The sequence below is a fragment of the Arthrobacter sp. P4_F11 genome, from assembly GCF_056401395.1.
Window position 1 is genome coordinate 44,559 of the sequence record NZ_JBFUJK010000002.1, and the last position, 25,176, is coordinate 69,734.

The following is a 25,176-nucleotide window of genomic DNA, read 5'->3' on the forward strand; positions in this document are numbered from 1 at the left end:
TGCCAACGTCGGCGCCCTCCGGCCAGCGAGAGGGCGCCGCTAAGCTAGGCGCGTAACCGGGAATACCCGGGAATACCCGGGAAATATCGGGAACGCCGGCCATGCCGGGGCGGGCCTGTGCAAAGACCAATTCGCGCAGCGGCTCAGGCTGGCGTCGGCCCGCCGCCGTCGGCTTCCACAAGCCGCCGCTCGGCGTCGTGAACCTGTTCCAGCACGGAATCGGCGCGCCGCCGCACCGACGCGGCACCCGCCGGGACCGGCCCCACGGCGAGCCGGAGCATCGCGGCCGCCTCAGCCGTCATGGCCAGGGAGTTGCCCGCCGTCGACAGGGCGCGGTGGACCCCCGCCAGCGGCCCCGGGATGTCCAATCCATTGCTGGGAAAGCGCCGCTGGGCCTCCACGCAAACCTGCCGGACCCGGGGCGCGAGCGCGGAGAGCTGATTGGCGATCTCGACGAGCTCGCCGTACAGGGCCTCGTCTTCGACCCCCTCAAGGACCTGGTGGTAGCGGTCAAGTCCGCGGTTGAACCGGTCGTGGGCGCGCCGCCAGAGCCCCTTGCCAAGTTCTGCGTCGTCCCTCCGGCCTTGCCGTGCTGCGCTGAAGAAGCCCAAGGTCGCGCTAAAGGTACTGGCCCGGGCCATGGTCCGGGTCCGCGGGTTCGGACGGCTCGGAGGAGTCAGCGCCGTGACGCGGCGCGGCGGCGCGGACCGGTTCGCCGTTTTCCCCGATGATGACGCCCGGTGCAATCACGGTTCCGGGCGGCAGCTGGCGCAGCTGCATTTGGGCGTAGGCGTGCTCCCTGGCGGCGTGCTGCGCCGCGATGGCCGTCTGGATGCCGTGGAAGAGTCCCTCGAGCCAGCCGACCAGCTGGGCCTGGGCTATCCTCAGTTCCGCGTCGGAGGGGGTGGCGTTCTCTGGAAAGGGAAGGTTGAGCCGTTCGAGCTCCTCAACGAGCTCCGGGGCAAGTCCGTCCTCGAGTTCCTTGATCGAACGGTCGTGGATTTCAGCCAGCCGGACGCGGGCCGCGTCGTCCAGGGGCGCGGTCTTCACCTCGTCCAGCAACTGCTTGACCATCGTGCCGATCCGCATGACCTTCGCGGGCTGGTCCACGAGGTCCTGAAGTTCGCTGCCCCGGGGCGGCCTGGGCCCGGCACCGGATCCACCGGCGCGGCCAGGCGGCACTGCAGCCGGTGGCGCCAGCGGCGTCCCGGGCAGGGCGTCATCCACGGGTGTGCCTTCGACGGGCACGTCGTCGGCAGTTTGGGCACGGGGCTGAGTGTCGTGCTGATCGCTCATGGCTTCATACTCTCACGCGCCGGGCCGCCCGGACCCGGCGTCCGCCGGAAGCGGAGGGGCGGCGTCGGACACCGTTGTGCCCCACGCCGCCCCTCCCCCGGCCCGGCCGGGCCAGCCTTTCAGCAGCACCCGCTTAGCAACACCGGCTCAACAACACCGCTCAGCAGCACCGCCCCTGCGGACTGGTGTCCTGCCGGTCGGTCCGGTCACGCCAGAACTCCCGCTCGGTGAGGGGACGGCTGGTGTGCCCGGAGGCCTCATGGTGCTCCAGGTACTTCTTGTAGGCATCGGCGCCCAGCACACCGCCGAGGTACCCGGCAAACCCGCGGAACCCCGCGAGGACCGCGTTCACGCCCGGCCCCGCATCAGTGGTGCCCGGACTTTTCGAGCCGGTCCCCGGCCGGGAGCTGGTTCCACTCGGCCACGAGGTCACGCTCCGCCGCCGTGGGGACAAACCCTGCCGGGGCGAAGACTCGGGAAGCCTGTGCGGGGTCTTCGTGCTCGGCGTTGGGCAGCCCCGCGGCCGTGTTCCGCAGGGCCTTGATGCTTGCCATCACTGCCGTGATGATGACGACGATGCTCAGCACCACGAAGATGATCGAGAGCCATCCCTGGATCATCGTGTTGCGGACCACGGCCTCCATGGCGGCCTGGGTCTTTGCGGTCCCAAAGGAGGTCTTGCCGTCCGCCAGAGCCTTGGCGAAGGCTGCGTTGTTGGCGAAGTAGCCCACTGCCGGAACGGGCGAGAAGATCTTGTAGAAGCTCGCCGTGATGGTCACGACGGCGGCCAACGCCAGCGGCGCCGCCACGATCCACAGGAACTTCGGGACGGTGCGCTTGGCGGTAATGGCCAGGCAGACCGAGAGTGCGATGGCCGCGAGCAGCTGGTTGGCGATCCCGAACAGCGGGAACAGGGTGTTGATGCCGCCCAGCGGGTCGGTGACGCCCATCAGCAGGACCGCGCCCCAGGCGGCCACCATGATGGCGGTGCAGAGCCAGGCGCCCGGGCGCCAGGAGTGTTCCTTGAACTTCGGGACGAAGTTGCCGATCGAGTCCTGGAGCATGAAGCGGGCAACGCGGGTGCCGGCGTCGACGGCCGTGAGGATGAAGAGGGCCTCAAACATGATGGCGAAGTGGTACCAGAACGCCATCATCGCCGTGCCGCCGATGAACTGCTGCATGATGTGGGCAAGGCCGACGGCGAGGGTGGGCGCGCCGCCCGAACGCGACACGATGCTTTGCTCCCCCACGTCCTTGGCCGTCTGCGCGAGATCACCGGCCGTGATGTTGACGCCGGACAGGCCCAGGCTGTTGACCCACGCGGCCGCGGTCTCGACGGTCCCGCCGGTCAGCGCCGCGGGGGCGTTCATGGCGAAGTAGATGCCGCGGTCAATGGAGATTGCGGCCACCAGGGCCATGATGGCCACGAAGGATTCCATGAGCATGCCGCCGTAGCCGATCAGGCGCGTCTGGCGCTCCTTCTCGATCAGCTTCGGTGTGGTGCCGGAGGCGATCAGCGCGTGGAACCCGGACAGCGCGCCGCAGGCGATCGTGACGAACAGGAACGGGAAGAGGGCGCCGGAGAACACCGGACCGTTGTCCCGGCCGGCGAATTCGCTGAAGGCCGGCACGGTGATTTCGGGGCGGACCACGATGATGGCCAGCGCCAGCATCACAATCACGCCGATCTTCATGAACGTGGAGAGGTAGTCGCGGGGGGCCAGGAGGAGCCAGACGGGCAGGATGGCTGCGATGAAGCCGTAGATGATGAGGCCCCAGGCGATGGTGACCTTGTCCAGGTGGAAGAACGCGGCACCCCATTCGGTGCCCGCCACGGCGCCGCCGCCGATGATGGCGGCCATGAGCAGCACGAAACCGATCAGGGACACCTCCATGACCTTGCCCGGCCGGATGAAGCGCAGGTACACGCCCATGAAGAGGGCGATCGGGATGGTCATGCCCACCGAGAAGACGCCCCAGGGGCTCTCGCCGAGGGCGTTGACAACCACGAGGGCGAGGATGGCGACGATGATCACCATGATGAGCAGGGTTGCGATGAGGGCGGCCGTCCCGCCGATGACGCCGAGTTCCTCGCGGGCCATCTGGCCCAGGGACCGGCCCCCGCGGCGCATGGAGAAGAACAGGACGAGGTAGTCCTGGACGGCGCCGGCAAGGACGACGCCGATGATGATCCAGATCGTGCCGGGCAGGTAGCCCATCTGGGCCGCGATGACCGGGCCCACCAGTGGGCCGGCGCCGGCGATGGCCGCGAAGTGGTGGCCGAAGAGGACGTTGCGGTCCGTCCGGACGTAGTCCTTGCCGTCGGCCTTGTATTCGGCCGGGGTGGCACGGCGGTCGTTGGGCTTGGTCAGGTAACGCTCAATGACCTTGGAGTAGAAGCGGTAGCCGATCAGGTAGGTGCAGACGGAGGCGAACACAAACCAGATGGCATTGACGGTCTCGCCGCGGATGATGGCGAGCATGAACCAGGCGATCCCGCCCAGCAGCGCAATGGCCGCCCACAGCGCGATCTTGGCGGGCGTCCAGGCGCGGTCCGCGGCGTCGCGAACCGACTCATCCACCGACGTCGGCGGGAGGGACGGGTCCGGAACGACCCCGTCGTCGAGTTGCGCGGTGCCACGCGCGCTGCCCTGCGTGAGGTTGTTTGTGCTTTCGCGTTGTGTGCCATCTGGCATTGTGCCCATGTCTCCTCCTTGAGAAACCCAGCTGGGCAGTCCACCGGTACAGAACTGCCCTCCGGCACCCTACCAATGCGGGCGGGTCCCGGCCGGGGCCCTGCGCCCGGCGGTGTGGATTGCGCGACGAGCGGTCGGCCCGGCTACGCCGGGAGGTTGCTGAGCTGCATGAGGCGGGCCTCGCAGAGGTCCAGCCAGCGCACCTCGGCTTCGGTCTGGAAGATGAGGGAATCCAGCACCAGGAGCCGGGCGGTATCGGCCGGTCGCTGAAGCGCGGCCGTGTCGCGGCGGGACTTGGTGTAGTCCTGCAGCGCGCGGATGGAGACCGTCCGCTGGGCCTGGATGATGGCGCCGACGTCTGTCCCGGGAATCGTGAGGCCTAGGGCGAGCTTGATGGCCAGTTCATTCCGGGGCGGATTCGCGCGGGATACCGGGGCCGTGAACCAGGCGCCGACTTCGGTCCGGCCGGCCGTGGTGATGCTGTAAATGACGTGCCCGTCGCCGTCGCCGCCGTCGTTGCGGACCAGCCCGTCGCGTTCCAGCCGGTCCAGGGTGGTGTAGACCTGTCCGATGTTCAGCGGCCAGGAGGACCCGGTGCGGTCCTCGAATTCGGTCCTGAGCTGGTACCCGTAGCGCGGGCGGTCCTGCAAGAGGGCGAGGAGACTGTGACGGATCGACATGGCGCCCCCCGGAATCGCTAAGTCACGAAATCACACAGCATACACGCGCCCCAAGACGCGTGTATACCGCGTATGGAACCACGCTATCGTCTTTGGTGTCCTTGCCGCAAAACAGCGCATGCCCCGCACGGAATATGTCTGCCCGGACCTGCGGTTTCAGGCCGGATCCGGCGCCCCGCTACATGACCAGCAGGACCTTGCCCACGTGGTCGCCGGAGTCGAAGTAGGTGTGCGCGGCGGCGACCTGGTCCAGCGGGAAGCTCTTGGCCACGAGCGGCCGGATCCTGCCGTCGGTCAGCATCGGCCACACGGCGTCGCGGACGGCGTTCATGATCACGGTCTTTTCCTCCACCGGGCGGGGACGCAGCGCGGTGGCGATGATGGCGGCCCGTTTCTGCAGCAGCTGGCCAAGGTCCAGTTCCGCCTTCGCGCCGCCCTGCAGCCCGATCACCACGAGGCGTCCGTAGTCGGCGAGCGCATCGATGTTCTGCTCGAGGTATTTGGCCCCGACGACGTCGAGGATGACGTCCGCGCCTTTGCCGCCGTTTTGCGCGCGCAGGCTCGCCGGGAAGTTTTCCTCCGCGTAGTTGATGGCGATGTCCGCCCCGAGGAAGGCCTTGGCTGTGCCGACTTTTTCGGCGTTCCCGGCCGTCGTGGCCACGCGGGCGCCAACGGCCTTGGCCAGCTGGATGGCCATGGTGCCGATACCGCCTGTGGCTCCGTGGATGAGGACAGTTTCGCCCGGCTGCAGCTGCGCCGTCATGATCAGGTTGGAATAGACCGTCGCCGCGACTTCGGGCAGCGATGCCGCCGTGACCAGATCCACGCCGTCGGGGACCCTCAGGACCTGCCCCGCGGGCACGGCCACCTGCTGGGCGTAGCCGCCGCCGGCGAGCAGCGCCACCACTTTGTCCCCCACGGAAAACGCCTTGGTCACGCCCGGACCGAACCCTGCGATCCGGCCGGAGACCTCCAGCCCGGGGACCTCGGAGGCGCCCGGGGGCGGCGGGTAGAAGCCCTTGCGCTGCTGGACATCGGCACGGTTAAGGCCCGCGGCCACGACGTCGATCAGCACCTCGCCGGGGCCGGCCACCGGGGCCTGAACCTCACGGACTTCCAGGACCTCGGGTCCGCCGGGCTCTGAGATATAGACAGCCTTCATGGAGCACTCCCGATTCCTAACTGGCTCCGCGCACGTTCGCCGCGATCGCCAGGTCCGATCAACATCACTCCCCAGAATATGGCGGGGAGCTGCACGCGTCCGCAAGCGCACCGTGTTTTTGGTTTTTGTTGCAGCCGACTGCCTATGAAAGACTACTCGTTAGGGAAGGTTGTCCGAGCGGCCGATGGAGCTGGTCTTGAAAACCAGTGTGCGGTGACCCCGTACCAAGAGTTCGAATCTCTTACCTTCCGCGGGAGCGCAGATCATGCGCGGTTCAAAGGCCGGCTCGGGGCGATCGAAAGATCGTTCCGGCCGGCCTTACTCGTCTCCGCCCCGGAGTGAAACTCCCGACCGGCCCAAGAAACGTCAGCTGTGAATGTTGGCCGTGTTGGCGGCCAACTGGCAGCCCAAGGTAACGGTTCTGCACCGTCTTGCAGACCTGACAATAACTTCCGGCCCTGTACCTGATACTGAGGGTGCCCGTCAGCTGGTTGCCCGGCGCCGTTCGATCGTGGCGTCTTCGCTGGCACTCCAGCTGGCGAGGAGGTGCAGCCGTTCCGCTGAGGGCGAGCCCGGCTCGGCGGTGTAGACCATGAGGACCAGGCCTGGCTCCGCGGTGATGGCTAGTTCCTCGTAGGCCAGCGTGAGTTCGCCGGCCACGGGGTGGTGAAAGCGTTTCGTGCCGGACCCGTGGGTCCGCACGTTATGGGCGCCCCACAGAGTCCGAAACGTCTCACTGCGGGTCGACAGTTCGCCGACCAGGTCCTGCATGGTCCGGTCGTGGGGGTCGCGGCCGGCTTCAGCGCGCATGATGCCGACGCACATTTCACCGAACAAGTCCCAATCCGGGTAGAAGTCGCGCGAGGCGGGGTCGAGGAACTGGAACCGCGCCAAGTTCGGGGTTCGGCCACCGTCTCCGATCACCGGAGAGTAGAACGCCCGGCCCAACGCGTTCGTCGCGAGCAGGTTCTGGTACGGGTCGCGAACGAATGCGACGCCCTCGGTGATCGCTTCCAGCGCCCACTGCAGGCTCAGACGCGCCCCGGCCGGGACGGTCGCGCGCTTGCGCGACCGTCCCGAGGTCGGGATGCCGTCTGCGGCGCGGGCCAGATCGAACAAGTGGGCACGCTCGGTGTCATCGAGCCGGAGGGCACGGGAGATGGATTCGAGCACGGACGAGGACGCACCGGCGATCGAACCGCGCTCCAGCTTGGCGTAATACTCCACGCTGACGTCGGCGAGGACCGCAACCTCGCTGCGCCTCAATCCGGCCACCCGTCGGTTCGAGCCTGCCGCAAGGCCCGCTTCTTCCGGCGTAAGTCGTGCACGGCGCGACATCAGGAACTCACGCACTTCACCCCGGTTATCCATGCATCAAGGGTAAATCGCTGCGGCCGAACAAGGGGTTCCCTCCCGGTACACGTCTCACCGGGGACTCCCCCGCCCGCGGAAATCGGGATTGACTGGCCGGAGGGTTGAGCGGTGCTTCGGGCCTGCGGAACGGTTGACCGACGTCGGGCGAGGCGCCGCTTCCTGTGGCTACGCAGCCACGCTTGACCAACCCCAACGCTGAGGCATTACCGCCACGCACGGAAGGAACCGCATGACGACCGCCCCCACCCGGACACCGGCACAGGAAGCTATTGCATTTGTCGACGGCACACCAGAGGGCAGCGAACAAGAAAACAGCGCACAAGAAAACAGCGCACAGCAAAGACTGCCCCTGACCGCACTGGTGGTCCTGGCCGCCATGGGATTTATCCTCGTCGCCACCGAGACGATGCCCGCCGGCCTGCTTCCTGTCATTGCCGCCGGCCTCCACACCGGCGAAGGTACGGTGGGTCTGCTGGTCAGCGCGTACGCCCTCGGAACGGTCATCGTCACCATCCCCGCGATCATGCTGACGCGTGGCATGCGACGAAAGCCGCTCCTGCTCGGCGGTATCGCCGGCCTCGTGCTTGCCACCACGGTCACCGCAGTCTCCCCCGATGTGACGTTGTCACTCGTGTCACGATTCTTTGCGGGCGCGTTCTCGGGAATCATCTGGGGAATGCTCGCCGCCTACGGGCGCCGCATCAGCCCGCCCCGGCACGCAGGGTTGTCCTTGGCCATCGTGTCCACCGGGGCGCCCCTCGGATTCGCGTTCGGCACCCCACTCGGCGCCTGGATCGGAACAGCTTTCGATTGGCGCTGGTCATTCGGTGCCCTGTCCGCCCTGGGGGTCATCGTGGCTGCGCTGATCCTCGGATGCGTCCCCGACGCCGCCGGCCAACCGCGAGCGTCACGGCTCCCCCTGGGCCGGGTGTTCAAAATCCCCGGCGTCGCAGTCATCCTGGCCGTCATCGTCGCCTGGATGCTCGCCCACAGCACCATCTACACCTACATCGCCCCCTACCTCCGGGCCACCGGCACCGGCCTCTCCGCCAGCCTGGTCCTGCTGGTCTACGGCATTGCGTCCGTTGTCGGGGTCGCCGTCACCGGTGCGCTGCTGGACCGCCACCCGAGGCCCCTCCTTCACCTCAGCGTCACCGTGTTCGTCGCTTCCGGACTCATTCTGCTGATCGGACATGCATCGGTAGTCGCCATCCTGATCGCCGCCGCGCTCTGGGGCCTCACCTTCGGCGGCGCATCAGCCCAAGTCCAGGGACCACTCACCACCGCCGGAGGCGACAACGCCGACGTCGCCAATGCATTCCTCCCGGTCGCCTTCAACCTGGCTATCTTCGGCGCGGGCATTCTCGGCGCGCTCCTCCTGACCCCATTCGACGGGCTGGCGCTCCCGGTCGTCATGATCGCCCTCGGCATCACCGCCCTGCTGCTCACCCTGTACGGCCGACGCTCGGCATTCCCGCGCCGGCTCTGACTGGCTATGCATTGAAACTGTCCGTGCCCCGTCATAGTCTCTCTGTGTCTCCACCACCCCATCTCCACACAAACCAGAGTCCGGCGGCCGCACGTCAACGGCCGCCACAGAGAGCAGGAGCTTCCATGCCCACACCCGAGCACTCCAACGGCGCACCATGTTGGATCGACCTCATGACATCCGATGCCGAGAAGGCCAAGTCGTTCTACGGTGCGCTGTTCGGTTGGACGTACCAGACCGGCGACGAAGCAAAATATGGCGGCTACATCACCGCGTGGAAGGACGGCAAGTCCGTCGCCGGCCTGATGCAGAAGCAGGAGGATCAGGCCGCCTGGCCGGACATGTGGTCCACGTACCTGCGCTCGGAGGACGCCGCCGCCACCGTCAAGGCTGCAACGGAACACGGCGGCCAGGTCTACATGCCGCCCATGGACGTCCCCGAACAGGGCAGCATGGCGATGATCGCCGACGCCACGGGTGCGTCGGTCGGCGTGTGGCAGCCGGCTGAGATGAAGGGCTATGAACTGGCGGCCGAGCCCGGTGCCCCGGCGTGGCACGAGCTCCACGCCAAGGACTACGCCGCCGCCGTCAAGTTCTACCAGGACGTGTTCGGCTGGGACACCGACGTCATGAGCGACACCCCGGAGTTCCGCTACACCACCCTGGGCGCGGGCCCGGCGGCCAAGGCCGGGATCATGGACGCGTCTGCCTACCTTCCCGCCGAGGTCCCGTCCAACTGGCAGGTTTACTTCGCCGTGGAAGACGCCGACGCCTCCATCGAGACGGCAGTATCCCTCGGCGCCAAGGTCATCGACGGGCCGGACAACACCCCGTTCGGCAGGCTCGCCACACTGACCGACCCCACGGGCGCGATGTTCAAGATCGTGGCTGACACCGGACAGGGCGGGCAGTCCGCCACGGACGCCTAATAGGCCAGGACGCCAGAGCTTTTCCCACCTAATTACAAAAATTGTTGTAGGAAATACCGGCCAGAGCCTTCCCCGAGGGCTACTGGCCGGTATTCTGCTGTGGAGCGTCCGGTGGAGGCACCCGGACACCGCTCACCCGTATCACCAGTCACCATTGCCCGGGGCTTTCGAGCCGCTCCGGGAAGGCTGCGGCGCGTCCCGCTGGGGGGCGTCCCGCCGAATGCACGTTTAGTCCATACGTTGTTCATTCACCCCTGTTTGGATGGGCCCGGCACGACTTGACCAGGAGTTCTGGCCGGCCACTGTCCGCTGCACCCTGCGGACGCACTGCACCCTGCCCTTTACCCGGGGCACCCTAGTGAGAGTTAGAGCGGATGAAACTAACACCCTGGAAAACAGCGCTGGGCTCAGCACTGTCGGCGGCGCTGATTGCAGCTCCACTGGCGGCGGCCGTGCCGGCTAACGCCACCGAACCCTTGCCGGCAGCAACCGGAACCTCGCCGGTGGTCATCAACGAGGCCTATCTCAGCGGCGGCAGCGCCGGCGCGGCCTTCAAGAACAAGTTTGTCGAGCTGTACAACGGCTCCGACGCGCCGGTCTCACTGGAGGGCTGGAGCCTCCAGTACCGCTCAGCCCCGGGCACCGGTGCGCCGAGCTCGGTGGCAGCCCTGGCTGGCAGCATTCCCGCCAAGGGCTACTACCTGCTCAAGGGCGGCAGCAACGGCACGGCCGGCGCCGACCTGCCCGCCGCGGACGCCACCGCCACCGGCTTCAACCCGGCCGGTGGCGGCGGCACGATCGTGCTGGCCAGACAGGCCACAGCACTCAACCCGCTGCCGACAGGCTCGGTCATCGAACCGGCCAACGTCGCGGACCTCCTCGGCTACGGCACCTCCAACACCTTCGAGGCCCAGGCGGCCACGGCGCCGTCGGGAAACACCGACGTCAAGAGCATGAACCGCAGCAACGGCGGGGACACCAACAACAACGCCGCCGACTTCGCACTGAACGCCGCCATCACGCCGACGGCGGCCAGTGGCGCTGCCGGCCCCGTGGACCCGCCCGTGGATCCGCCCGTGGACCCGGGCACTCCCCCGGCCGCCAAGACCATTGCCGAAATCCAGGGCACCGGCGCCGCAAGCCCGCTGGCAGGATCCTCGGTCACTACGCGGGGCCGGGTCACCGCGACGTTCCCCACCGGCGGATCCGCCGGCTACTACGTCCAGACCCCCGGCACGGGCGGCGATCTCACCCCGGCCAACCACGCGGCGTCGGACGCGGTGTTCGTCTACTCCCCGTCCACGGTCGACTCCGTCAGGATCGGCGACTACGTCGAACTCACCGGCGCTGTCAGCGAATTCTTCGGCATGACGCAGTTGAACGTCGCCGCGGCGGCCGATCTGAAGAAGCTCACCGAGGCCGCCCCCGAGGTCAAGGCCACCGGCTTCGCGCTCCCCGCCGACGAGGCCTTCCGTGAATCCCTCGAAGGCATGCTGCTCACCCCACAGGGCCCCGTCACCGTGGCGGACAACTTCTCGCTGAACCAGTACGGCGAGATCGGCCTGGCCGGCGGCACCACCGCGCTGGAGCAGCCCACCGCCGTCGCGTCCTTCGGTTCTCCGGAGTACACCGCCACGGCCGCGGCGAACGCCGCCCGCGGCATCAAGCTCGACGACGGCGCCACCACGAACTTCCTCAAGGACGCCGCCACCAAGGCCCAGGTGCTCCCGTACCTGACCACGGCCGATCCCGTCCGGGTCGGCGCGCCGGTGACGTTCAAAACCAACGTGGTGCTCAGCTACGCGAACAGCGCCTGGAAGTTCCAGCCCCTGACCCAGCTGACGGCCGCCAACGCGGACACCGTGCAGCCGGCCAGCTTCGGCGCCACCCGGGCCGGGACCCCGGCCGCCGTGGGAGGCAATCTCAAGCTTGCCTCCTTCAACGTGCTGAACTACTTCCCCACCACCGGCGACCAGATCTCCGGCTGTACGTTCTACCCGGACCGGGACGGCAACCCCATAACGGTCAAGGGCGGCTGCGACGTCCGCGGCGCGGCGAACGCGGAGAACTTCAAGCGGCAGCAGGACAAGATCGTAGCGGCGATCTCCAAGTCCGGGGCCGACGTCGTCACGCTCATGGAGGTCGAGAACTCGGCCCAGTTCGGCAAGACCCGGGACGACGCGCTCGCCAAGCTGGTGGATGCGCTGAACATCGCCACGCCGGGGATCTGGGACTATGTCCGCACGCCGGCCAACGCACCCCCGCTGGCGGACGAGGACATGATCCGCACCGCGTTCATCTACAAGTTGGCCGCCGCCGAACCGATCGGCGAATCCAACATCCACAACGACACGGTCGCGTTCGCCAGCGCCCGCAAGCCGATGGCCCAGGTCTTCAAGCCGGTCGGCGCCGCCGATGACAAGAAGTTCATCGCGATCGCCAACCACTTCAAGTCCAAGGGCTCCGCCGCGACACCGGAGGACACCGACAAGGGCCAGGGCGCCTCGAACCTGGCCCGCACCGCCCAGGCCAAGTCCCTGCTGGCATTCGCCGACGAACTGCAGAAGTCCAAGGGCACCGACAAGGTCTTCCTGATCGGTGACTTCAACTCCTACGCCAAGGAGGATCCGATCAACGTCCTCACGGGCGCCGGGTACGTCAACCAGGATGAGAAGGCCAAGAACGCCGACGGTTCCGCCAAGCACTCCTACCTGTTCGGCGGCCTCGTGGGCTCGCTGGACCACATCCTCGCCTCCCCGGCGGCCAACGCCGCCGTCACCGGCGCGGACATCTGGAACATCAACTCCGTGGAATCCGTGGCGCTGGAGTACAGCCGCTACAACAACAACGTCACCGACTACTACGCTCCGGACCAGTTCCGGGCGAGCGACCACGATCCCGTGGTGGTGGGCCTGAACTTGCCCGTCACCCCGGCCAGCGTGGAGCTGAACTTCCTGGGCATCAACGACTTCCATGGCCGCATCGATTCCAACACCGTGTTCTTCGCCGGGACCATCGAGAAGCTGCGCGCCGCCGCCGCCCCGGGCGCCACGGCGTTCATTTCGGCCGGCGACAACATCGGCGCCTCGCTGTTCGCCTCGGCGATCGCCAAGGACCAGCCGACCATCGACGTGCTGAACGCCCTGGAGCTGCGCACCTCCGCGGTGGGCAACCACGAGTTCGACGGCGGCTGGGCTGACCTGCGCGACCGCGTCACCGCCGGCGGGAACAACGCCAAGTTCCCGTACCTGGGCGCCAACGTCTACGCAAAGGGCACCACCACCCCGGTCCTGCCGGAATTCACGGTCCTGGACATGAACGGCGTGAAGGTCGCCGTGATCGGCACGGTAACGCAGGAAGTGCCGTCCCTGGTCACGCCGTCAGGCATCGCGGACCTTGAATTCGGTGACCCCGTCGACGCGATCAACCGGGTCGCGGCGAAGATCAAGGCGGACAAGCTCGCAGACATCATCATCGTGGAGAACCACGACGGCGCCGGGTCCGGCGCGCCCGAGGGCGCCACTTTGGAGCAGGAAATCGCCGCCGGTGGCCCCTTCGCCAAGATGGTCCAGAAGGTCACCCCGGATGTGGCGGCGATCTTCAACGGCCACACCCACAAGCAGTACGCCTGGGACGCCCCGGTCCTGGATGCGGCGGGCCAGCCCACGGGCAAGACCCGCCCGATCGTCCAGACCGGAAACTACGGCGAGTTCATCGGCCAGATCCAGCTGACCATCGACACCAAGACCATGTCGGTGACCGGGTACAAGGCCGGCAACGTCCAGCGCACCACCAGCGCCGCGCAGCCGGCAGCCGATCTTGTGGCGCAGTACCCGCGCGTCGCGGCCGTCAAGGCCATCGTGGACAAGGCCCTGGCCGAAGCCGCGGTGGTCGGCAACCAGCCTGTCGGCAAGGTCACGGCGGATATCACGACGGCGTTCGCCGGTTCCCCGGCTGTCCGCGATGACCGTGCCAGCGAGTCCACCCTCGGCAACCTGGTGGCGGACTCCCTTGTCGATGCGCTGAAGGCGCCGGAACTGGGCGCCGCCGAAATCGGCGTCGTCAACCCTGGCGGCCTGCGCAACGAGCTGTACTACGCGCCCGACGGCACCATCACGTACGCCGAGGCCAACGCGGTGCTGCCGTTCGTGAACAATCTGTGGACCACGTCCCTGACCGGTGCGCAGTTCAAGACCCTGCTGGAGCAGCAGTGGCAGACCAACCCTGACGGCACGGTTCCCAGCCGCGCCTACCAGCAGCTGGGCCTGTCCAAAAACGTGAACTACACCTACGACGCCGCCCGCGCCGCCGGTGACCGGATCACCTCGATCCGGGTCAACGGTGCACTGATCGACCCGGCGAAGTCCTACCGGATCGGGACGTTCAACTTCCTGGCCACCGGCGGCGACAACTTCCGCATCTTCAAGGAAGGCGCGGGCACCAAGGACTCCGGGCTCGTGGACCGCGATGCCTGGATCAAGTACCTGCAGGCCCACAACCCGGTCTCGCCGGACTTCGCCCGCCGCTCCGTGGCGGTCGTGAACACGACGGCGGCCGAGGTCAAGGACGGCGAATCCATCACACTGGCGGTTTCGAAGCTGGACCTCACCTCGCTGGGCAGCCCGGTGAATGCCTCGCTGCGCGCCGAGTTCACGGACGCTGCCGGCACCGTGACGGCCCTGGGCACGGTACCGGTGACCGCCGGCGCCGCTCAGGTGGACGTGAAGGTTCCGGCCGGAGCCGCCGCCGGCACGGGCACCCTGGTGCTTACCGCCGTCGAATCCGGCACTGTGGTGAAAACGGCGGTGAAGGTCGCGGCCAGCGTCCCCGTCCCGCCGAAGTGCACGCCGCCGGCCAAGCCGGCCAGGCCCGGGGATCTCGTGGGCCAGGTGAACTACGGGACAGCCATGGCCGCCTACCGGAAGTGCCTCAAGGGCTGATGCCTTAGCCCGGATTTCAGGTCCCCCACCACGGCACATGCCCTCCCCTGGCCCGCAGCACTGGACATAAGCACCAACTGTCCACTGCCCGGCCCCAGGGGAGGGCATGCCCATTCTTGGAGGCAGGCGCGCCGGGGGACATGCCCACTTTTGAGCGGCTCCTGAGCGGCGGGCGGGTGCGTGCAAGGGGCTAGGGGCTAGGGGCTAGGGGCTAGGGGCTAGGGGCTAGGGGCTAGGGGCTAGGGGCTAGGGGCCAGGATGTCGCGGGCGATCTCGTCGGCGTCGCGCAGGGTGCGCTGGCCGCTGCGGTAGACCGGGCCGGTCTTCGGCCGGGCCTCGGCGGCGATGGCCGTGCCCCATTGCGTGGCGGAGAGCTGAAGCCCGAGCACGTAAAGCCCCGGCGTCACGGACCCGTTGGCACCCAGCGGCCGGTACGGATGCGGGACGACGTCCAACCCGGAAGTCTGCACCGGGATCCCCTCCACGCTCATCATGAGGCGCGGCCGCACCAGCCCCTCGGCGAGCAACTGCTCCAACAAGGGCGAAGAGTTAACAGCCACCCGGTTGGCCGGGGCCAGCGCCTCGATCATCGCCACCGCGGACACGGCCCCCGCCCCTGAACCGGACACGGCGGCCGCCCCGGAACCGGACACAGCGTTCTCCGTCCTGTCCCTTACCGCACCGGGCTGCGCCGTCCCAGAAGCAGCACCGATCACGCCGGCACTGCCCACAAAACCGCGGACCCCAGCACCGCCCGTGGCAGCACCACCGACGCCGGCAGGCTCCATCGCGGCACCTTCCGCCGCGCCGTCGGCGCTTTCATCCATTCCGCCGCCCACCCACGGTGACGCCGCGGTGAACATGCGGGCCCGCCGGTCCACGCCGAACTTGGGGTCAGGGCCCACGAAACGCACGATTCCCGCCCGGGCCAGCGCCGCGAGCTGCGCGGAGCGCAGAGCCGGCGGGCCGCTCGCCAGGCCTTCCACGAATGATTCGAACCAGCCCCGGAGGCCCGCGACCCAGGATTCGTCCGTGATGCCGCTGTCGGCCACAGCGGTCTTGAGCACCGCCCGGCCGTGGTGCAGCGCGCCGATCGCCATCTTCACCGGATCGTCCTCGCCAAGGGCCGAGCGCCGGGCGTCGTCGAGCAGGTAGTCGACGACGGCGGCGTCCAGTTCGGCTCTGGAGTCAAACGAGCGCCCGGCCAGGGGCGCCGCGAGGCCGAGCAGGTCCAGTCGGTGGGATGCCCGGACATGGACGGCAATCACCGATTCCGCGGTGTGCTCCCACTTGGCGGTCGAGTGGGCGTGCGGCCGCAAAGACTCGTCCAGGGCGCGCAGGAACTCGGCCGGGCCGGTCAGGATGGCATCGGGCTGCGAGCGCGCGAGCGTGGAGTAGTAGGCCCAGACCGCGTCCCGGTGCAGGAGCGGCCAGAGGTCGTAGTCAAAGGAGGGCCGGATTCCGGAGTCGGCGAACTTCGCGATCGCGCCCTCAGTGCAGTAGCGCAGCCGGACCGTTCCGGGGTAGTAGCCGGCGAGTGTCGCCTTCGCCCGGTAGGGGGTGCCGCGGCGTGAGGCGGCGATGATGAGCGGTTCGCGGCCGGACGGCAGATACCTCAGTTCAGCGGTGCCCTCCCCGGCAACGAACCGGCCGCCGCGCCCTTCCGTCAGCTGTCCCATCACGTCAAAGAAGTTCAGGCCCATGCCGCGCACCAGGACAGGTTTGCCTCCCGGCACCCGGGACCAGTCGACGTCGGCGGGCGCCGCCGGCGGCACGTACAGGAGACCAAGTTCCTCCGCCGCGGAAAGCAGCTCCCGCTGTTCAGGGTTCAACCGCGCGTCGAGGTGGCCCACGGCCAGCACCACGGAGTCGACGGTAAGTATGGTGCCGTCGTCGAGCACGACGTCGAACCGCACCGCAGCGTCCTCCGCGCCGGCCGGCCCGGAGGCGGCCAGGTCCGGGCCCGGCGCCGCGGCGGCCTCCGCGGCGGCGTGGCGGACGGACGTCGCCGCCGCCGCGTGGAAGTCCACGCTGACGCCGCCCGGCAGCACGGTGAGCAGTTCCTCGAGGGTGGACCGCAGGTAACGGCCGTAGAGGGCCCGGCTGGGGAAGTCCGCCTCGCCGAGCCGGGAGAGCTCGGCACGTTCGTCGTCAGTGAGCGAAGGGTGCGGGTGGGCGTGCTGGAGTTCGCGCCACTGGTCGAATGTGCGCCCGGCCAGGGGCGGCACGAGTCCCGGGTCTTCGGGGACCACGGTGGGATAGAAGGACTGCGTGTTCATCAGGTACAGCCGTGACTGTCCGGGCTGCCAGACGTGCCCCGGGCCTGCCGGGTAAGGGTCGACCACGTCGATGTGCAGGGTGTCCGCGGAGCCGGCGGAGGCCCAGTTGGCGAGGAGCCGTTCCAGCACGCTCGTGCCCCGGGGACCGGCGCCTATCACTGCCGTCCGGATGCTTCGAGATATGCCCACGGCATCCAGCGTATCGGCAACCCGGCCGCCGGCTTGACCTCCGTGTGACTTGCCACTGCCGCACCGATGTTCTTGGATGGGAAAATGACCACCACAGAAGCTGACCACCCGTCCGCGTCCGGCGAGGCCACCGGCGCCCTCCCGGCTGGAGGGACTTCCCCCGAACCCGTCGACGAGAACATCTGGCTGGAGGACATCTACGGCCAGGAGCAGCTGGCGTGGGTCCGTGAACAGAACGCCCGCACCGAGCAGCTCCTCGAGGACGCCGACTACGCCGATCTGGAAGACCGGATCCTGGAGGTCCTCGACTCCACCGACCGGATCCCCATGGTGGGCAAGCATGGCGAGTGGTACTACAACTTCTGGAAGGACCGGGACAACCCCCGGGGCCTGTGGCGGCGCACCAGCTGGGACAGCTACCGGGCCGGGACCCCCGAGTGGGATGTCCTGCTGGATGTCGACGCCCTCGCCGCCGCCGAGGGCCAGGACTGGGTCTTCCACGGCGCCAACTTCCTCCGCCCGGCCCCGGGTAAACCCCACCGGCGGGCCCTGCTGGCGTTCTCCCCCGACGGCGGGGACGCCAACCGCCACCGGGAGTTCGACGTCGAGGCCCGCGGCTTCGTGGACCCGGCCGACGGCGGCTTCGACCTCCCGACCGGCAAGGGCAATGCCTCCTGGCTGGACGGGGACACCCTGCTGGTCGCCACCACCGCCAACGATCTGCCGCGGACCACCTCGTCCTATGCCCGCACCGGGGTTAAGCTGCGCCGCGGCGAGTCCCTGTCCCAGGCCGAGCAGCTGTTCGACATTCCCGAGGACCACATGATGACGATCGTGGCCCACGACTCCACACCGGGCTTCGAACGCACGTTTGCCGTCGACTGGATCAGCTTTTTCGAGAAGAACACCTCGGTGCTGCGCGATGGTGGTTGGGTGCAGATCGACGTGCCGGCGGACGTGAACCTGAGCTCGCACCGTGAATGGCTGCTGTTCCGCCCGCAGCGTGACTGGACCGTCAACGGCACCACCCACCCGGCGGGCTCCCTGCTCGCGGCCGGCTTCGAGGACTTCCTCGCCGGCTCCCGGGACCTCGCCGTGCTCTTCACGCCCGATCCGCACACCTCCCTGCAGTCCTGGAGCTGGACGCGGGACTTCCTGCTGCTGAACCTGCTCCGGGACGTGTCCTCGGAGATCCACGTCCTGGATCCGCGGCGCCCCGGCACGGACGCCGCCTGGGCGGCCACTGTGCTGGACGCCTGCCCGCCCCTGCACGACGTCAATGCCTTCGCGGTGGATGACGAGGACGACGCCGAAGGCTCGGACGACGACGGTACCGGCGGCGCCGCCTCGGTTGCCGAAGCCGAGGCGCCAGGGAACGACTTCTGGCTGGTGGCCACCGGCTTCACGACGCCGACCACCCTGACCCGCGGGACACTCGCCCGCGACAGTGACTGCGGGGCTGCCGAAGGCGTGACCAGCACGCACGAGGTGATAAGGACCGCGCCGTCGTTCTTCGACGAGGCCGGCTACGAGGTCCAGCAGCACTTCGCGGCCTCCAGCGACGGCACGAAGGTTCCGTACTTCCAGGTGGCCGCCAAGGACCTGGTGCTGGACGGCCAGAACCCGACCCAGCTTTCCGGCTACGGCGGCTTCGAGATTTCGCGGACGCCGGCGTACAGCGGCGCGATCGGCCGGGCGTGGCTGGAGCGGCGCACGGCGGAGTCCAGCGGCGTAGAGGGCGAGGGCACACACCGCCGCGGCGGCGTCTACGTGGTGGCGAACATCCGCGGCGGCGGCGAGTACGGGCCGGACTGGCACCGCGCCGCGCTGCAGGGCAACCGCCACCGGGCGTACGAGGACTTCGCCGCCGTCGCGAAGGACCTGATCTCCCGCGGCGTCACGTCCCGTCAGCGGCTCGGCTGCGTGGGCGGCTCCAACGGCGGACTGCTGGTGGGCAACATGCTCACCCAGTACCCGGAGCTGTTTGGCGCCGTGTCCTGCGGGGTCCCGCTCCTGGACATGCGCCGGTACACCAAACTGTCCGCGGGCTATTCCTGGATCGGCGAATACGGCGACCCTGACGTGCCCGAGCAGTGGGAGTTCCTGAAGACGTTTTCGCCGTACCACCTGCTCAAGGACGGCGTGGACTATCCGGAGACGTTTATTTGGACGGCGACTTCGGATGACCGGGTGGGGCCGGTCCAGGCCCGGAAGATGGCGGCCCGCATGCAGGCCATGGGCATCCCCAATGTCTGGTTCCACGAGGCGCTCGAGGGCGGCCACGCGGGGGCTTCGGACAACCGGCAGGCGGCGGCCCTGCAAAGCCGCAGCCAGCACTTCCTGTGGCGGGCCCTCGCCGGCACCGAGGCATAAGGCCCACACCCAAGCAACGCGGAGTCACTTAGCCCCCATCCGGAGGCCCGCATGGGCCGGATCTCACCCCGCGTTGCCCTGGAGCGGGCCGTTTTGCACTGCGTGGCACCTTCTGCGTATCCTTGGTTGGCTAGTTATTAGCAATTGGAGACGTGCCAGAGCGGCCGAATGGGCTTCACTGCTAATGAAGTGTGGGGCACAACTCCACCGGGGGTTCAAATCCCCCCGTCTCCGCGTTTGGCCCCGGTCCTCGGACCGGGGCCTTTTGCGTTCCCGGGCAGATCAGGGCGGATCGACGCCGTTCATTCGCGCTGGTCTGCCCCCGGCAGTCACGTCCCCCCGGCCCGGACCGTCCGGTGGCCGGACGCCTCACGCCCGCTGGCGGATCCGGATGGCAGGATAGGCCCATGTCGAGCAACACGGAATTTGACGCCATCATCGTCGGCGGCGGCCACAACGGACTGGCCGCGGCCGCGTACCTGGCCAAGGCCGGGCGGGACGTCCTGGTCCTGGAAAAGCTGGAACACGCCGGCGGCGCAGCGGTTTCCGCGCACGCGTTCGACGGCGTCGACGCCCGCCTCTCGCGCTACTCGTATCTCGTCAGCCTCCTGCCGCAGCAGATCATCGACGACCTCGGCCTGCGCATCACGCTGGCGCGGCGGCGCTATTCCTCCTACACCCCGGACCCCGCGGACGGCAGCCGGGCCCTGCTGGTGGATAACGGGGACGAGGCCGCCACGGCCGCGTCGTTCGCCGCCGTCGGCGCTCCCGACGGCGAGTTCGGCGCCTTCACCGCGTTCTACGCCGCGTGCCGGCAGCTCACGGAGGCTCTCTGGCCCACCATGACCGCGCCGCTGCTGGCGCGGTCCGACGCGCGGGCCCTCGCCGCCCGGGCCGGGGCCGACGCGGCGTGGGAGGCCATGATCGAACATCCCATCGGACAGGCGATCAGCCGGGAGCTGGGCAGCGACCTGGTCCGTGGTGTGGTCCTGACGGATGCGCTGATCGGTACCTTCGCCCGGGCTGACGACGAGGACCTGCAGCAGAACATCTGCTTCCTCTACCACCTGATCGGCGGCGGGACGGGGGACTGGGACGTGCCGGTCGGCGGCATGGGCGCGGTCTCCGGCGAGCTGGAGCGGGCCGCGCGCGACGCCGGTGCGACCATCCTGACCTCCGCGGACGTCACCGCCGTCCGGCCCGGCGGCGCCGTGGACTACCGCCACGGCGGGCAGGACCATTCGTCTTCCGCCCGGTGGGTGTTGTCCAATGTGGCGCCGGTGGTCCTCGACCGGCTGCGCGGCCGGCCTGCCGCCGGCCTGTCAGCCGGCGCCGCTGCCGGCCCCAACCCGAACCATCACCGCGAGGGCGCGCAGGTCAAGGTCAACCTCCTGCTCAAACGCCTCCCGGAGCTGCTGGACGGATCCGTCAGCCCCGAGGCCGCGTTCGGCGGAACGTTCCACATCAACGAGACCTGGTCCCAGCTCGACGCCGCCTACAGCACCGCCGCCGCCGGATCCGTGCCCTCGCCGCTGCCGTGCGAAATCTACTGCCACTCGCTGACCGACCCCACCATCCTGTCCCCGGAACTGCAGGCCGCCGGCGCCCAGACGCTGACCGTCTTTGGCCTGCACGTCCCGGACCGGCTGGTCACGGCGGAGAACAACGAGGACCGCCGCGCCGAACTGCAGGCGGCCGTCCTGGCCTCCCTGAACTGCGTCCTGGCCGAGCCCGTCGAGGATCTGCTCCTGACCGGTCCGGACGGGCGGCCCTGCATCGAAACCAAGACCACCCTGGACATTGAACGCGCCGTCGGGATGCCCCGCGGCAACATCTTCCACGGCGGCCTCGACTGGCCGTTCGTGGAGGACGGCGAACCGCTGGACACCCCGGCGCGCCGCTGGGGCGTGGCCACGGACGATCCGCAGATCCTGCTCTGCGGCTCCGGCGCCCGCCGCGGCGGCGCCGTCAGTGCGATCGGCGGACACAACGCCGCCATGGCCGTGCTGGAATCGGAACCACCCCTGCACCATGCGTGAACCAGTGCAATGGGTGAACCAGTGCAATGGATGAGCCGGCGCTATGGGTGAACCGGACCGTGGGGACACGCGCATGAACGCCTCCCCGCGCGGCGCGGACCCTGCCGGGGGCAGCTGGAGCCCGCGACTGGCCCTGCTGGTGGCCGCGACGTTCTTCATGGAATTCCTCGACGGGACCGTCCTTACGACCGCCATACCCAGTATCGCCGCCGATTTCGCGGTGCCGGCCGCCGACGTGAACATCACCATGACCGCGTACCTGATGACGGTGGCGATGGGCATCCCGCTCAGCGGCTGGCTCGCGGAGCGGCTCGGTGCCCGCCGGGTGTTCTGCCTCGCCATCGCCAGCTTCACAGCCGCGTCACTGCTCTGCGCGCTCAGCCAGGACCTGACCATGCTCACGCTGAGCCGTGTCCTGCAGGGTGCCGGCGGCGCCATGATGGTCCCGGTGGGCACGCTGGTGGTGCTCCGCGGCACCCCGAAGAAGGATCTGCTGCGCGCGACGGCCTTCCTCGTGTGGCCCGGGCTGCTGGCCCCGGTCCTCGCCCCGCTGGTGGGCGGAGCGCTGACGACCTACCTGTCCTGGCACTGGATCTTCCTGGTCAACCTCCCCCTTGGCTTGGCAGCCTTCCTGGCCGCGCTGCGCCTGGTCCCCCCAGCACGCGGCGACAGCACGCGGCGCCTGGACTGGCTCGGACTGGTCCTGACCACGCTCGGGGTGGGATCCCTGCTGGTCGGCCTGGAATTGATGGGCGGCCGGGACGCCGGACTGCTGGCGGCCGCGGGGATCGCTGCGGGCCTGCTGTTCCTGGCCGCCGCCGCGGCCTGGATGCGGCGGACCAGCACGCCGCTGTTCAATCTGTCCGTCTTCGGCACGCGGACGTTCCGCGCGACGGCGACGGGAGGCTTCGTGTACCGCCTGACCATCAGCGCGGTGCCGTTCCTGCTGCCGCTGATGTTCCAGGTCGGTTTCGGCTGGGACCCGCTGCGCGCCGGGGCGATGGTGTCGGCCGTGTTCGTGGGGAACATCGGGATCAAGCCCGCCACGACGCCCCTGATCCGGCGTTTCGGGTTCAAGCCCGTCCTGGCGTTCGCGTCTCTGGCCTCCGCGGCCACTTTTGCGCTGTGCGCGCTGCTCGACGCCGGCACGCCGGAACCGCTGATTGTCGCGGTGCTCGTGGCCAGCGGGGCGTTCCGCTCGATCGGATTCTCGGCGTACGCGTCCGTGCAGTACGCCGACGTCGTCCCGGCCCAGCTGCCGTCCGCCAACGCAGTCTCCGCGACGCTCGTGCAGCTCGCCACCGCGGCCGGGATCGCGGTCGGGGCACTCCTGCTGCGGGTCTTCGAGGCAGGCAGCCGCGCGGGATCCACCGGGGTCGCCGGTGATCCGGCGGCGCCGTACCGGGCGGCGTTCCTGGCCATCGCGGTCCTGATGCTCCTGAGCACCCTGGACAGCCTGGCCCTCCCCCGCCACGCCGGTGCTGAGGTCAGCCGGCTTGGCCCAGCACCAGCGGCAGAACGGCGCCGGCGCCCGCGAGCCTGAGGGCCCGGCCGGAGACGGTCAGGGTCCAGCGGCTGTCCACGAGGTCGTCCACCAACATGACGCTCTGGCCACGGATTCCGGCCAAAGCCTCCTCCAGCTCCGGTCCCACCACCAGGCGGTCCCAGACGCCGGCGAGCCGGTAGGCGCTGTTCCCGCCACGGCCGCCGGTGGGTCCGCCGTGGTTGAGCTGCATTTGGCCCAGATACGGGATGCGGCCGATCTCGGAGATCCCGCGGGCCAGGGAATCCACCAGCAACGGCTTCCCGCGGGAGGGCAGGCTGATGATCGCGGCAGGCCGGCCGGCCCCGCTCCAGCCAGCGGTCCGGGCATCTCCGGTGCCCCACTCCCGGAGCACCTGGACGCAGGCCTGCAGCATGCCCGGGTCCACGGGCCGGTCGGGCGCACCGGCGGCGAAGGCCTCCCGCAGGGCCCCGCCCCAGCCAAGGTCCGTCAGGCGCGCCAGCACCCGGCCGTCCGCGAGGGCCTCATCCGGCTTGATCTTGCCCTTGACCGGCACGCCCAGACGGTCCATGCCGCTGGGCCACTGCAGCCGCGGTTCCAGGGCGACGCCGGCCCGGCGCAGGGTCTGCCCGGCGGTCTCCGTGGCGTCCTCGGCGATGTCGGCGCGGAACCAGCGGCCCGCGCAGTTGTCGCAGCGGCCGCAGGCGCGGGCCGTTTCGTCGTCCAGCACCGAGGTGATGTATTCCATCCGGCAGCCGGCCGTGTCCTGGTAGATGACCATCGAGTCCTGTTCATCCACCCGGGCCTCGGCGATCCGGCCGTACCGCTCGGCGTCGTAGTTCCACGGCTGTCCCGTGGAACGCCAGCCGCCGCCGACGCGTTCGACGGCGCCGTCCACGGCCAGGACTTTCAGCAGCAGCTCCAGCGGGGTGCGGCGCAGGTCCACCCGGGCCTCGAGCGCCACCGTGGACACCGCCGTGCCTGCCTCGGCGAGGGCCGTCAGGACCGCGGCAGCCTTCTCCTCGGACGGCATGGACGCCGTGGCGAAGTACTGCCAGATGTCGCGGTCCTCGGATCCCGGCAGCAGCAGGACGTCGGCGTTCGCCGCGCCACGGCCGGCGCGGCCCACCTGCTGGTAGTACGCCACCGGCGACGACGGCGCGCCCAGGTGCACGACGAAGCCGAGGTCCGGCTTGTCGAAACCCATGCCGAGGGCGGAGGTGGCCACGAGCGCCTTGACCTGGTTGTCCTTCAGGAGCTGCTCGGCGCGTTCCCGGTCCGCGGGGTCCGTGCGGCCGGTGTAGGCGAGGACCTCGTGCCCCGCCTCGGCCAGCAGGCGGGCGGTGTCCTCGGCGGCGGACACGGTGAGGGTGTAGATGATGCCGCTGCCCTGCAGATCTTGCAGGTGGGTCAGCAGCCAGCCGAGGCGTTCGCGGGAATCGGGCAGGGTCAGGACACCGAGCCGGAGCGAATCCCGGCCCAGGGCGCCACGGATGGTGAGCACGTCCTTGCCGAGCTGTTCCTCGATGTCATGCACCACCCGGGAGTTGGCCGTGGCGGTGGTGGCGAGCACCGGGACCGTGTCCGGGAGCTGCGTGATGAGGTCCGCGATGCGCCGGTAGTCGGGGCGGAAGTCGTGGCCCCAGTCCGAGATGCAGTGGGCCTCGTCAATCACCAGCAGCCCGGTCCGGCGGACGAGCTCGGGCAGCTGGTTTTCCCGGAAGGACGGGTTGGTGAGTCGTTCCGGCGAGACCAGCAGGACGTCCACTTCATCGGCGGCGAGCTGCTCGCGGACAGTGTCCCAGTCCAGCTGGTTTGCGGAGTTGATCGCCACCGCCCGCACCCCGGCCCGCGCCGCGGCCGCGACCTGGTCCCGCATGAGGGCCAGGAGCGGGGACACGATCAGGGTGGGCCCGGCGCCGCGGCGGCGCAGCAGCAGGGAGGCGACAAAGTACACGGCCGACTTCCCCCAGCCGGTGCGCTGCACCACCAGGGCCCGCCTGCCGCCGTCGACCAGGGCCTCAATGGCCTCGAACTGGCCGTCATGGAACTCGGCTTCAGGATGGCCCACGAGCTCCCGCAGTACGTTCTGGGCCTGTTCCCGGGTCGAGGCCGTGGGGTCGGCGAGGGCAGTGCTGGAAAGGGCGTTCTGGTTACTGGCCATTGCTTCAGTATCCCAGCCCCCTCCGACAGCCACGAAGCCGGTACCTGCTATGTGCACAAACC

15 protein-coding genes and 2 tRNA genes are annotated in these 25,176 nt (G+C 69.1%); 8 read left to right on the forward strand and 9 right to left on the reverse strand.

What is annotated here, in order from left to right; genetic code table 11:
* Nucleotides 1-143: 143 nt before the first annotated feature.
* From AC1DRO_RS03250 to AC1DRO_RS03275, 6 genes are all read right to left on the reverse strand, one after another.
* Complete coding sequence (locus AC1DRO_RS03250) at nt 144-611, reverse strand: hypothetical protein (protein WP_476949989.1); 468 nt, start codon at nt 609-611, stop codon at nt 144-146.
* A 7-nt stretch (nt 612-618) separates the two neighbouring features.
* On the reverse strand, nt 619-1,296 hold the full coding sequence (locus tag AC1DRO_RS03255; RefSeq protein ID WP_476949801.1) for a bacterial proteasome activator family protein: 678 nt from the start codon (nt 1,294-1,296) through the stop codon (nt 619-621).
* A 160-nt stretch (nt 1,297-1,456) separates the two neighbouring features.
* Nucleotides 1,457-1,648, reverse strand: coding sequence for a YbdD/YjiX family protein (locus AC1DRO_RS03260; RefSeq protein WP_476949802.1), 192 nt, complete (start codon nt 1,646-1,648; stop codon nt 1,457-1,459).
* Between the two features lie 13 nt (nt 1,649-1,661).
* Nucleotides 1,662-4,001 (reverse strand): carbon starvation CstA family protein, encoded by a 2,340-nt coding sequence (locus AC1DRO_RS03265; RefSeq protein ID WP_476949803.1) that lies wholly within the window; start codon nt 3,999-4,001, stop codon nt 1,662-1,664.
* Between the two features lie 134 nt (nt 4,002-4,135).
* Nucleotides 4,136-4,672 (reverse strand): PadR family transcriptional regulator, encoded by a 537-nt coding sequence (locus AC1DRO_RS03270; RefSeq protein WP_476949804.1) that lies wholly within the window; start codon nt 4,670-4,672, stop codon nt 4,136-4,138.
* A 178-nt stretch (nt 4,673-4,850) separates the two neighbouring features.
* Entirely contained in the window at nt 4,851-5,834 is a 984-nt protein-coding gene (locus tag AC1DRO_RS03275) for an NAD(P)H-quinone oxidoreductase (protein WP_476949805.1), read from the reverse strand.
* Between the two features lie 163 nt (nt 5,835-5,997).
* Here AC1DRO_RS03275 and AC1DRO_RS03280 point away from each other — a divergent pair.
* A tRNA-Ser gene (locus AC1DRO_RS03280) sits at nt 5,998-6,085 on the forward strand.
* A 232-nt stretch (nt 6,086-6,317) separates the two neighbouring features.
* Here the strand turns inward: AC1DRO_RS03280 and AC1DRO_RS03285 are convergent.
* Nucleotides 6,318-7,205 (reverse strand): helix-turn-helix transcriptional regulator, encoded by an 888-nt coding sequence (locus AC1DRO_RS03285; protein WP_476949806.1) that lies wholly within the window; start codon nt 7,203-7,205, stop codon nt 6,318-6,320.
* Nucleotides 7,206-7,437: 232 nt separating this feature from the next.
* Here AC1DRO_RS03285 and AC1DRO_RS03290 point away from each other — a divergent pair, with 232 nt between their 5' ends.
* The 3 genes from AC1DRO_RS03290 (at nt 7,438) to AC1DRO_RS03300 (ending at nt 14,566) form a co-directional block, all read left to right on the forward strand.
* On the forward strand, nt 7,438-8,697 hold the full coding sequence (locus AC1DRO_RS03290) for an MFS transporter (RefSeq protein ID WP_476949807.1): 1,260 nt from the start codon (nt 7,438-7,440) through the stop codon (nt 8,695-8,697).
* Between the two features lie 125 nt (nt 8,698-8,822).
* Nucleotides 8,823-9,626 (forward strand): VOC family protein, encoded by an 804-nt coding sequence (locus AC1DRO_RS03295; RefSeq protein ID WP_230009777.1) that lies wholly within the window; start codon nt 8,823-8,825, stop codon nt 9,624-9,626.
* A 374-nt stretch (nt 9,627-10,000) separates the two neighbouring features.
* Complete coding sequence (locus tag AC1DRO_RS03300) at nt 10,001-14,566, forward strand: ExeM/NucH family extracellular endonuclease (RefSeq protein WP_476949808.1); 4,566 nt, start codon at nt 10,001-10,003, stop codon at nt 14,564-14,566.
* A 239-nt stretch (nt 14,567-14,805) separates the two neighbouring features.
* On the opposite strand, the gene AC1DRO_RS03305 is transcribed toward AC1DRO_RS03300, so the two are convergent.
* Nucleotides 14,806-17,034: an FAD/NAD(P)-binding protein gene (locus tag AC1DRO_RS03305; RefSeq protein ID WP_476949809.1), complete on the reverse strand. Its 2,229-nt coding sequence runs from the start codon at nt 17,032-17,034 to the stop codon at nt 14,806-14,808.
* Between the two features lie 84 nt (nt 17,035-17,118).
* Here AC1DRO_RS03305 and AC1DRO_RS03310 point away from each other — a divergent pair, with 84 nt between their 5' ends.
* The 4 genes from AC1DRO_RS03310 (at nt 17,119) to AC1DRO_RS03325 (ending at nt 22,989) form a co-directional block, all read left to right on the forward strand.
* A complete protein-coding gene (locus AC1DRO_RS03310; RefSeq protein WP_476949810.1) occupies nt 17,119-19,407 on the forward strand; it encodes a prolyl oligopeptidase family serine peptidase in 2,289 nt (762 codons plus the stop codon).
* A 146-nt stretch (nt 19,408-19,553) separates the two neighbouring features.
* A tRNA-Ser gene (locus AC1DRO_RS03315) sits at nt 19,554-19,641 on the forward strand.
* A 173-nt stretch (nt 19,642-19,814) separates the two neighbouring features.
* Nucleotides 19,815-21,446, forward strand: coding sequence for a phytoene desaturase family protein (locus tag AC1DRO_RS03320; protein ID WP_476949811.1), 1,632 nt, complete (start codon nt 19,815-19,817; stop codon nt 21,444-21,446).
* A gap of 73 nt (nt 21,447-21,519) precedes the next feature.
* Nucleotides 21,520-22,989, forward strand: coding sequence for an MFS transporter (locus tag AC1DRO_RS03325; protein ID WP_476949812.1), 1,470 nt, complete (start codon nt 21,520-21,522; stop codon nt 22,987-22,989).
* On the opposite strand, the gene AC1DRO_RS03330 is transcribed toward AC1DRO_RS03325, so the two are convergent.
* On the reverse strand, nt 22,934-25,114 hold the full coding sequence (locus AC1DRO_RS03330; RefSeq protein WP_476949813.1) for a RecQ family ATP-dependent DNA helicase: 2,181 nt from the start codon (nt 25,112-25,114) through the stop codon (nt 22,934-22,936). The genes AC1DRO_RS03325 and AC1DRO_RS03330 overlap by 56 nt on opposite strands.
* Between the last annotated feature and the right edge of the window lie 62 nt (nt 25,115-25,176).

Excerpts from the sequence above, each read along its gene's own strand:
- AC1DRO_RS03270 (WP_476949804.1), bottom strand. The coding sequence starts at position 4,672 with ATGTCGATCCGTCACAGTCTCCTCGCCCTCTTGCAGGACCGCCCGCGC.
- AC1DRO_RS03295 (WP_230009777.1), top strand. The coding sequence starts at position 8,823 with ATGCCCACACCCGAGCACTCCAACGGCGCACCATGTTGGATCGACCTC.
- AC1DRO_RS03300 (WP_476949808.1), top strand. The coding sequence starts at position 10,001 with ATGAAACTAACACCCTGGAAAACAGCGCTGGGCTCAGCACTGTCGGCG.
- AC1DRO_RS03330 (WP_476949813.1), bottom strand. The coding sequence starts at position 25,114 with ATGGCCAGTAACCAGAACGCCCTTTCCAGCACTGCCCTCGCCGACCCC.
- AC1DRO_RS03290 (WP_476949807.1), top strand. The coding sequence starts at position 7,438 with ATGACGACCGCCCCCACCCGGACACCGGCACAGGAAGCTATTGCATTT.
- AC1DRO_RS03320 (WP_476949811.1), top strand. The coding sequence starts at position 19,815 with ATGTCGAGCAACACGGAATTTGACGCCATCATCGTCGGCGGCGGCCAC.
- AC1DRO_RS03255 (WP_476949801.1), bottom strand. The coding sequence starts at position 1,296 with ATGAGCGATCAGCACGACACTCAGCCCCGTGCCCAAACTGCCGACGAC.
- AC1DRO_RS03275 (WP_476949805.1), bottom strand. The coding sequence starts at position 5,834 with ATGAAGGCTGTCTATATCTCAGAGCCCGGCGGACCCGAGGTCCTGGAA.
- AC1DRO_RS03265 (WP_476949803.1), bottom strand. The coding sequence starts at position 4,001 with ATGGGCACAATGCCAGATGGCACACAACGCGAAAGCACAAACAACCTC.
- AC1DRO_RS03285 (WP_476949806.1), bottom strand. The coding sequence starts at position 7,205 with ATGGATAACCGGGGTGAAGTGCGTGAGTTCCTGATGTCGCGCCGTGCA.
- AC1DRO_RS03325 (WP_476949812.1), top strand. The coding sequence starts at position 21,520 with ATGAACGCCTCCCCGCGCGGCGCGGACCCTGCCGGGGGCAGCTGGAGC.
- AC1DRO_RS03310 (WP_476949810.1), top strand. The coding sequence starts at position 17,119 with ATGACCACCACAGAAGCTGACCACCCGTCCGCGTCCGGCGAGGCCACC.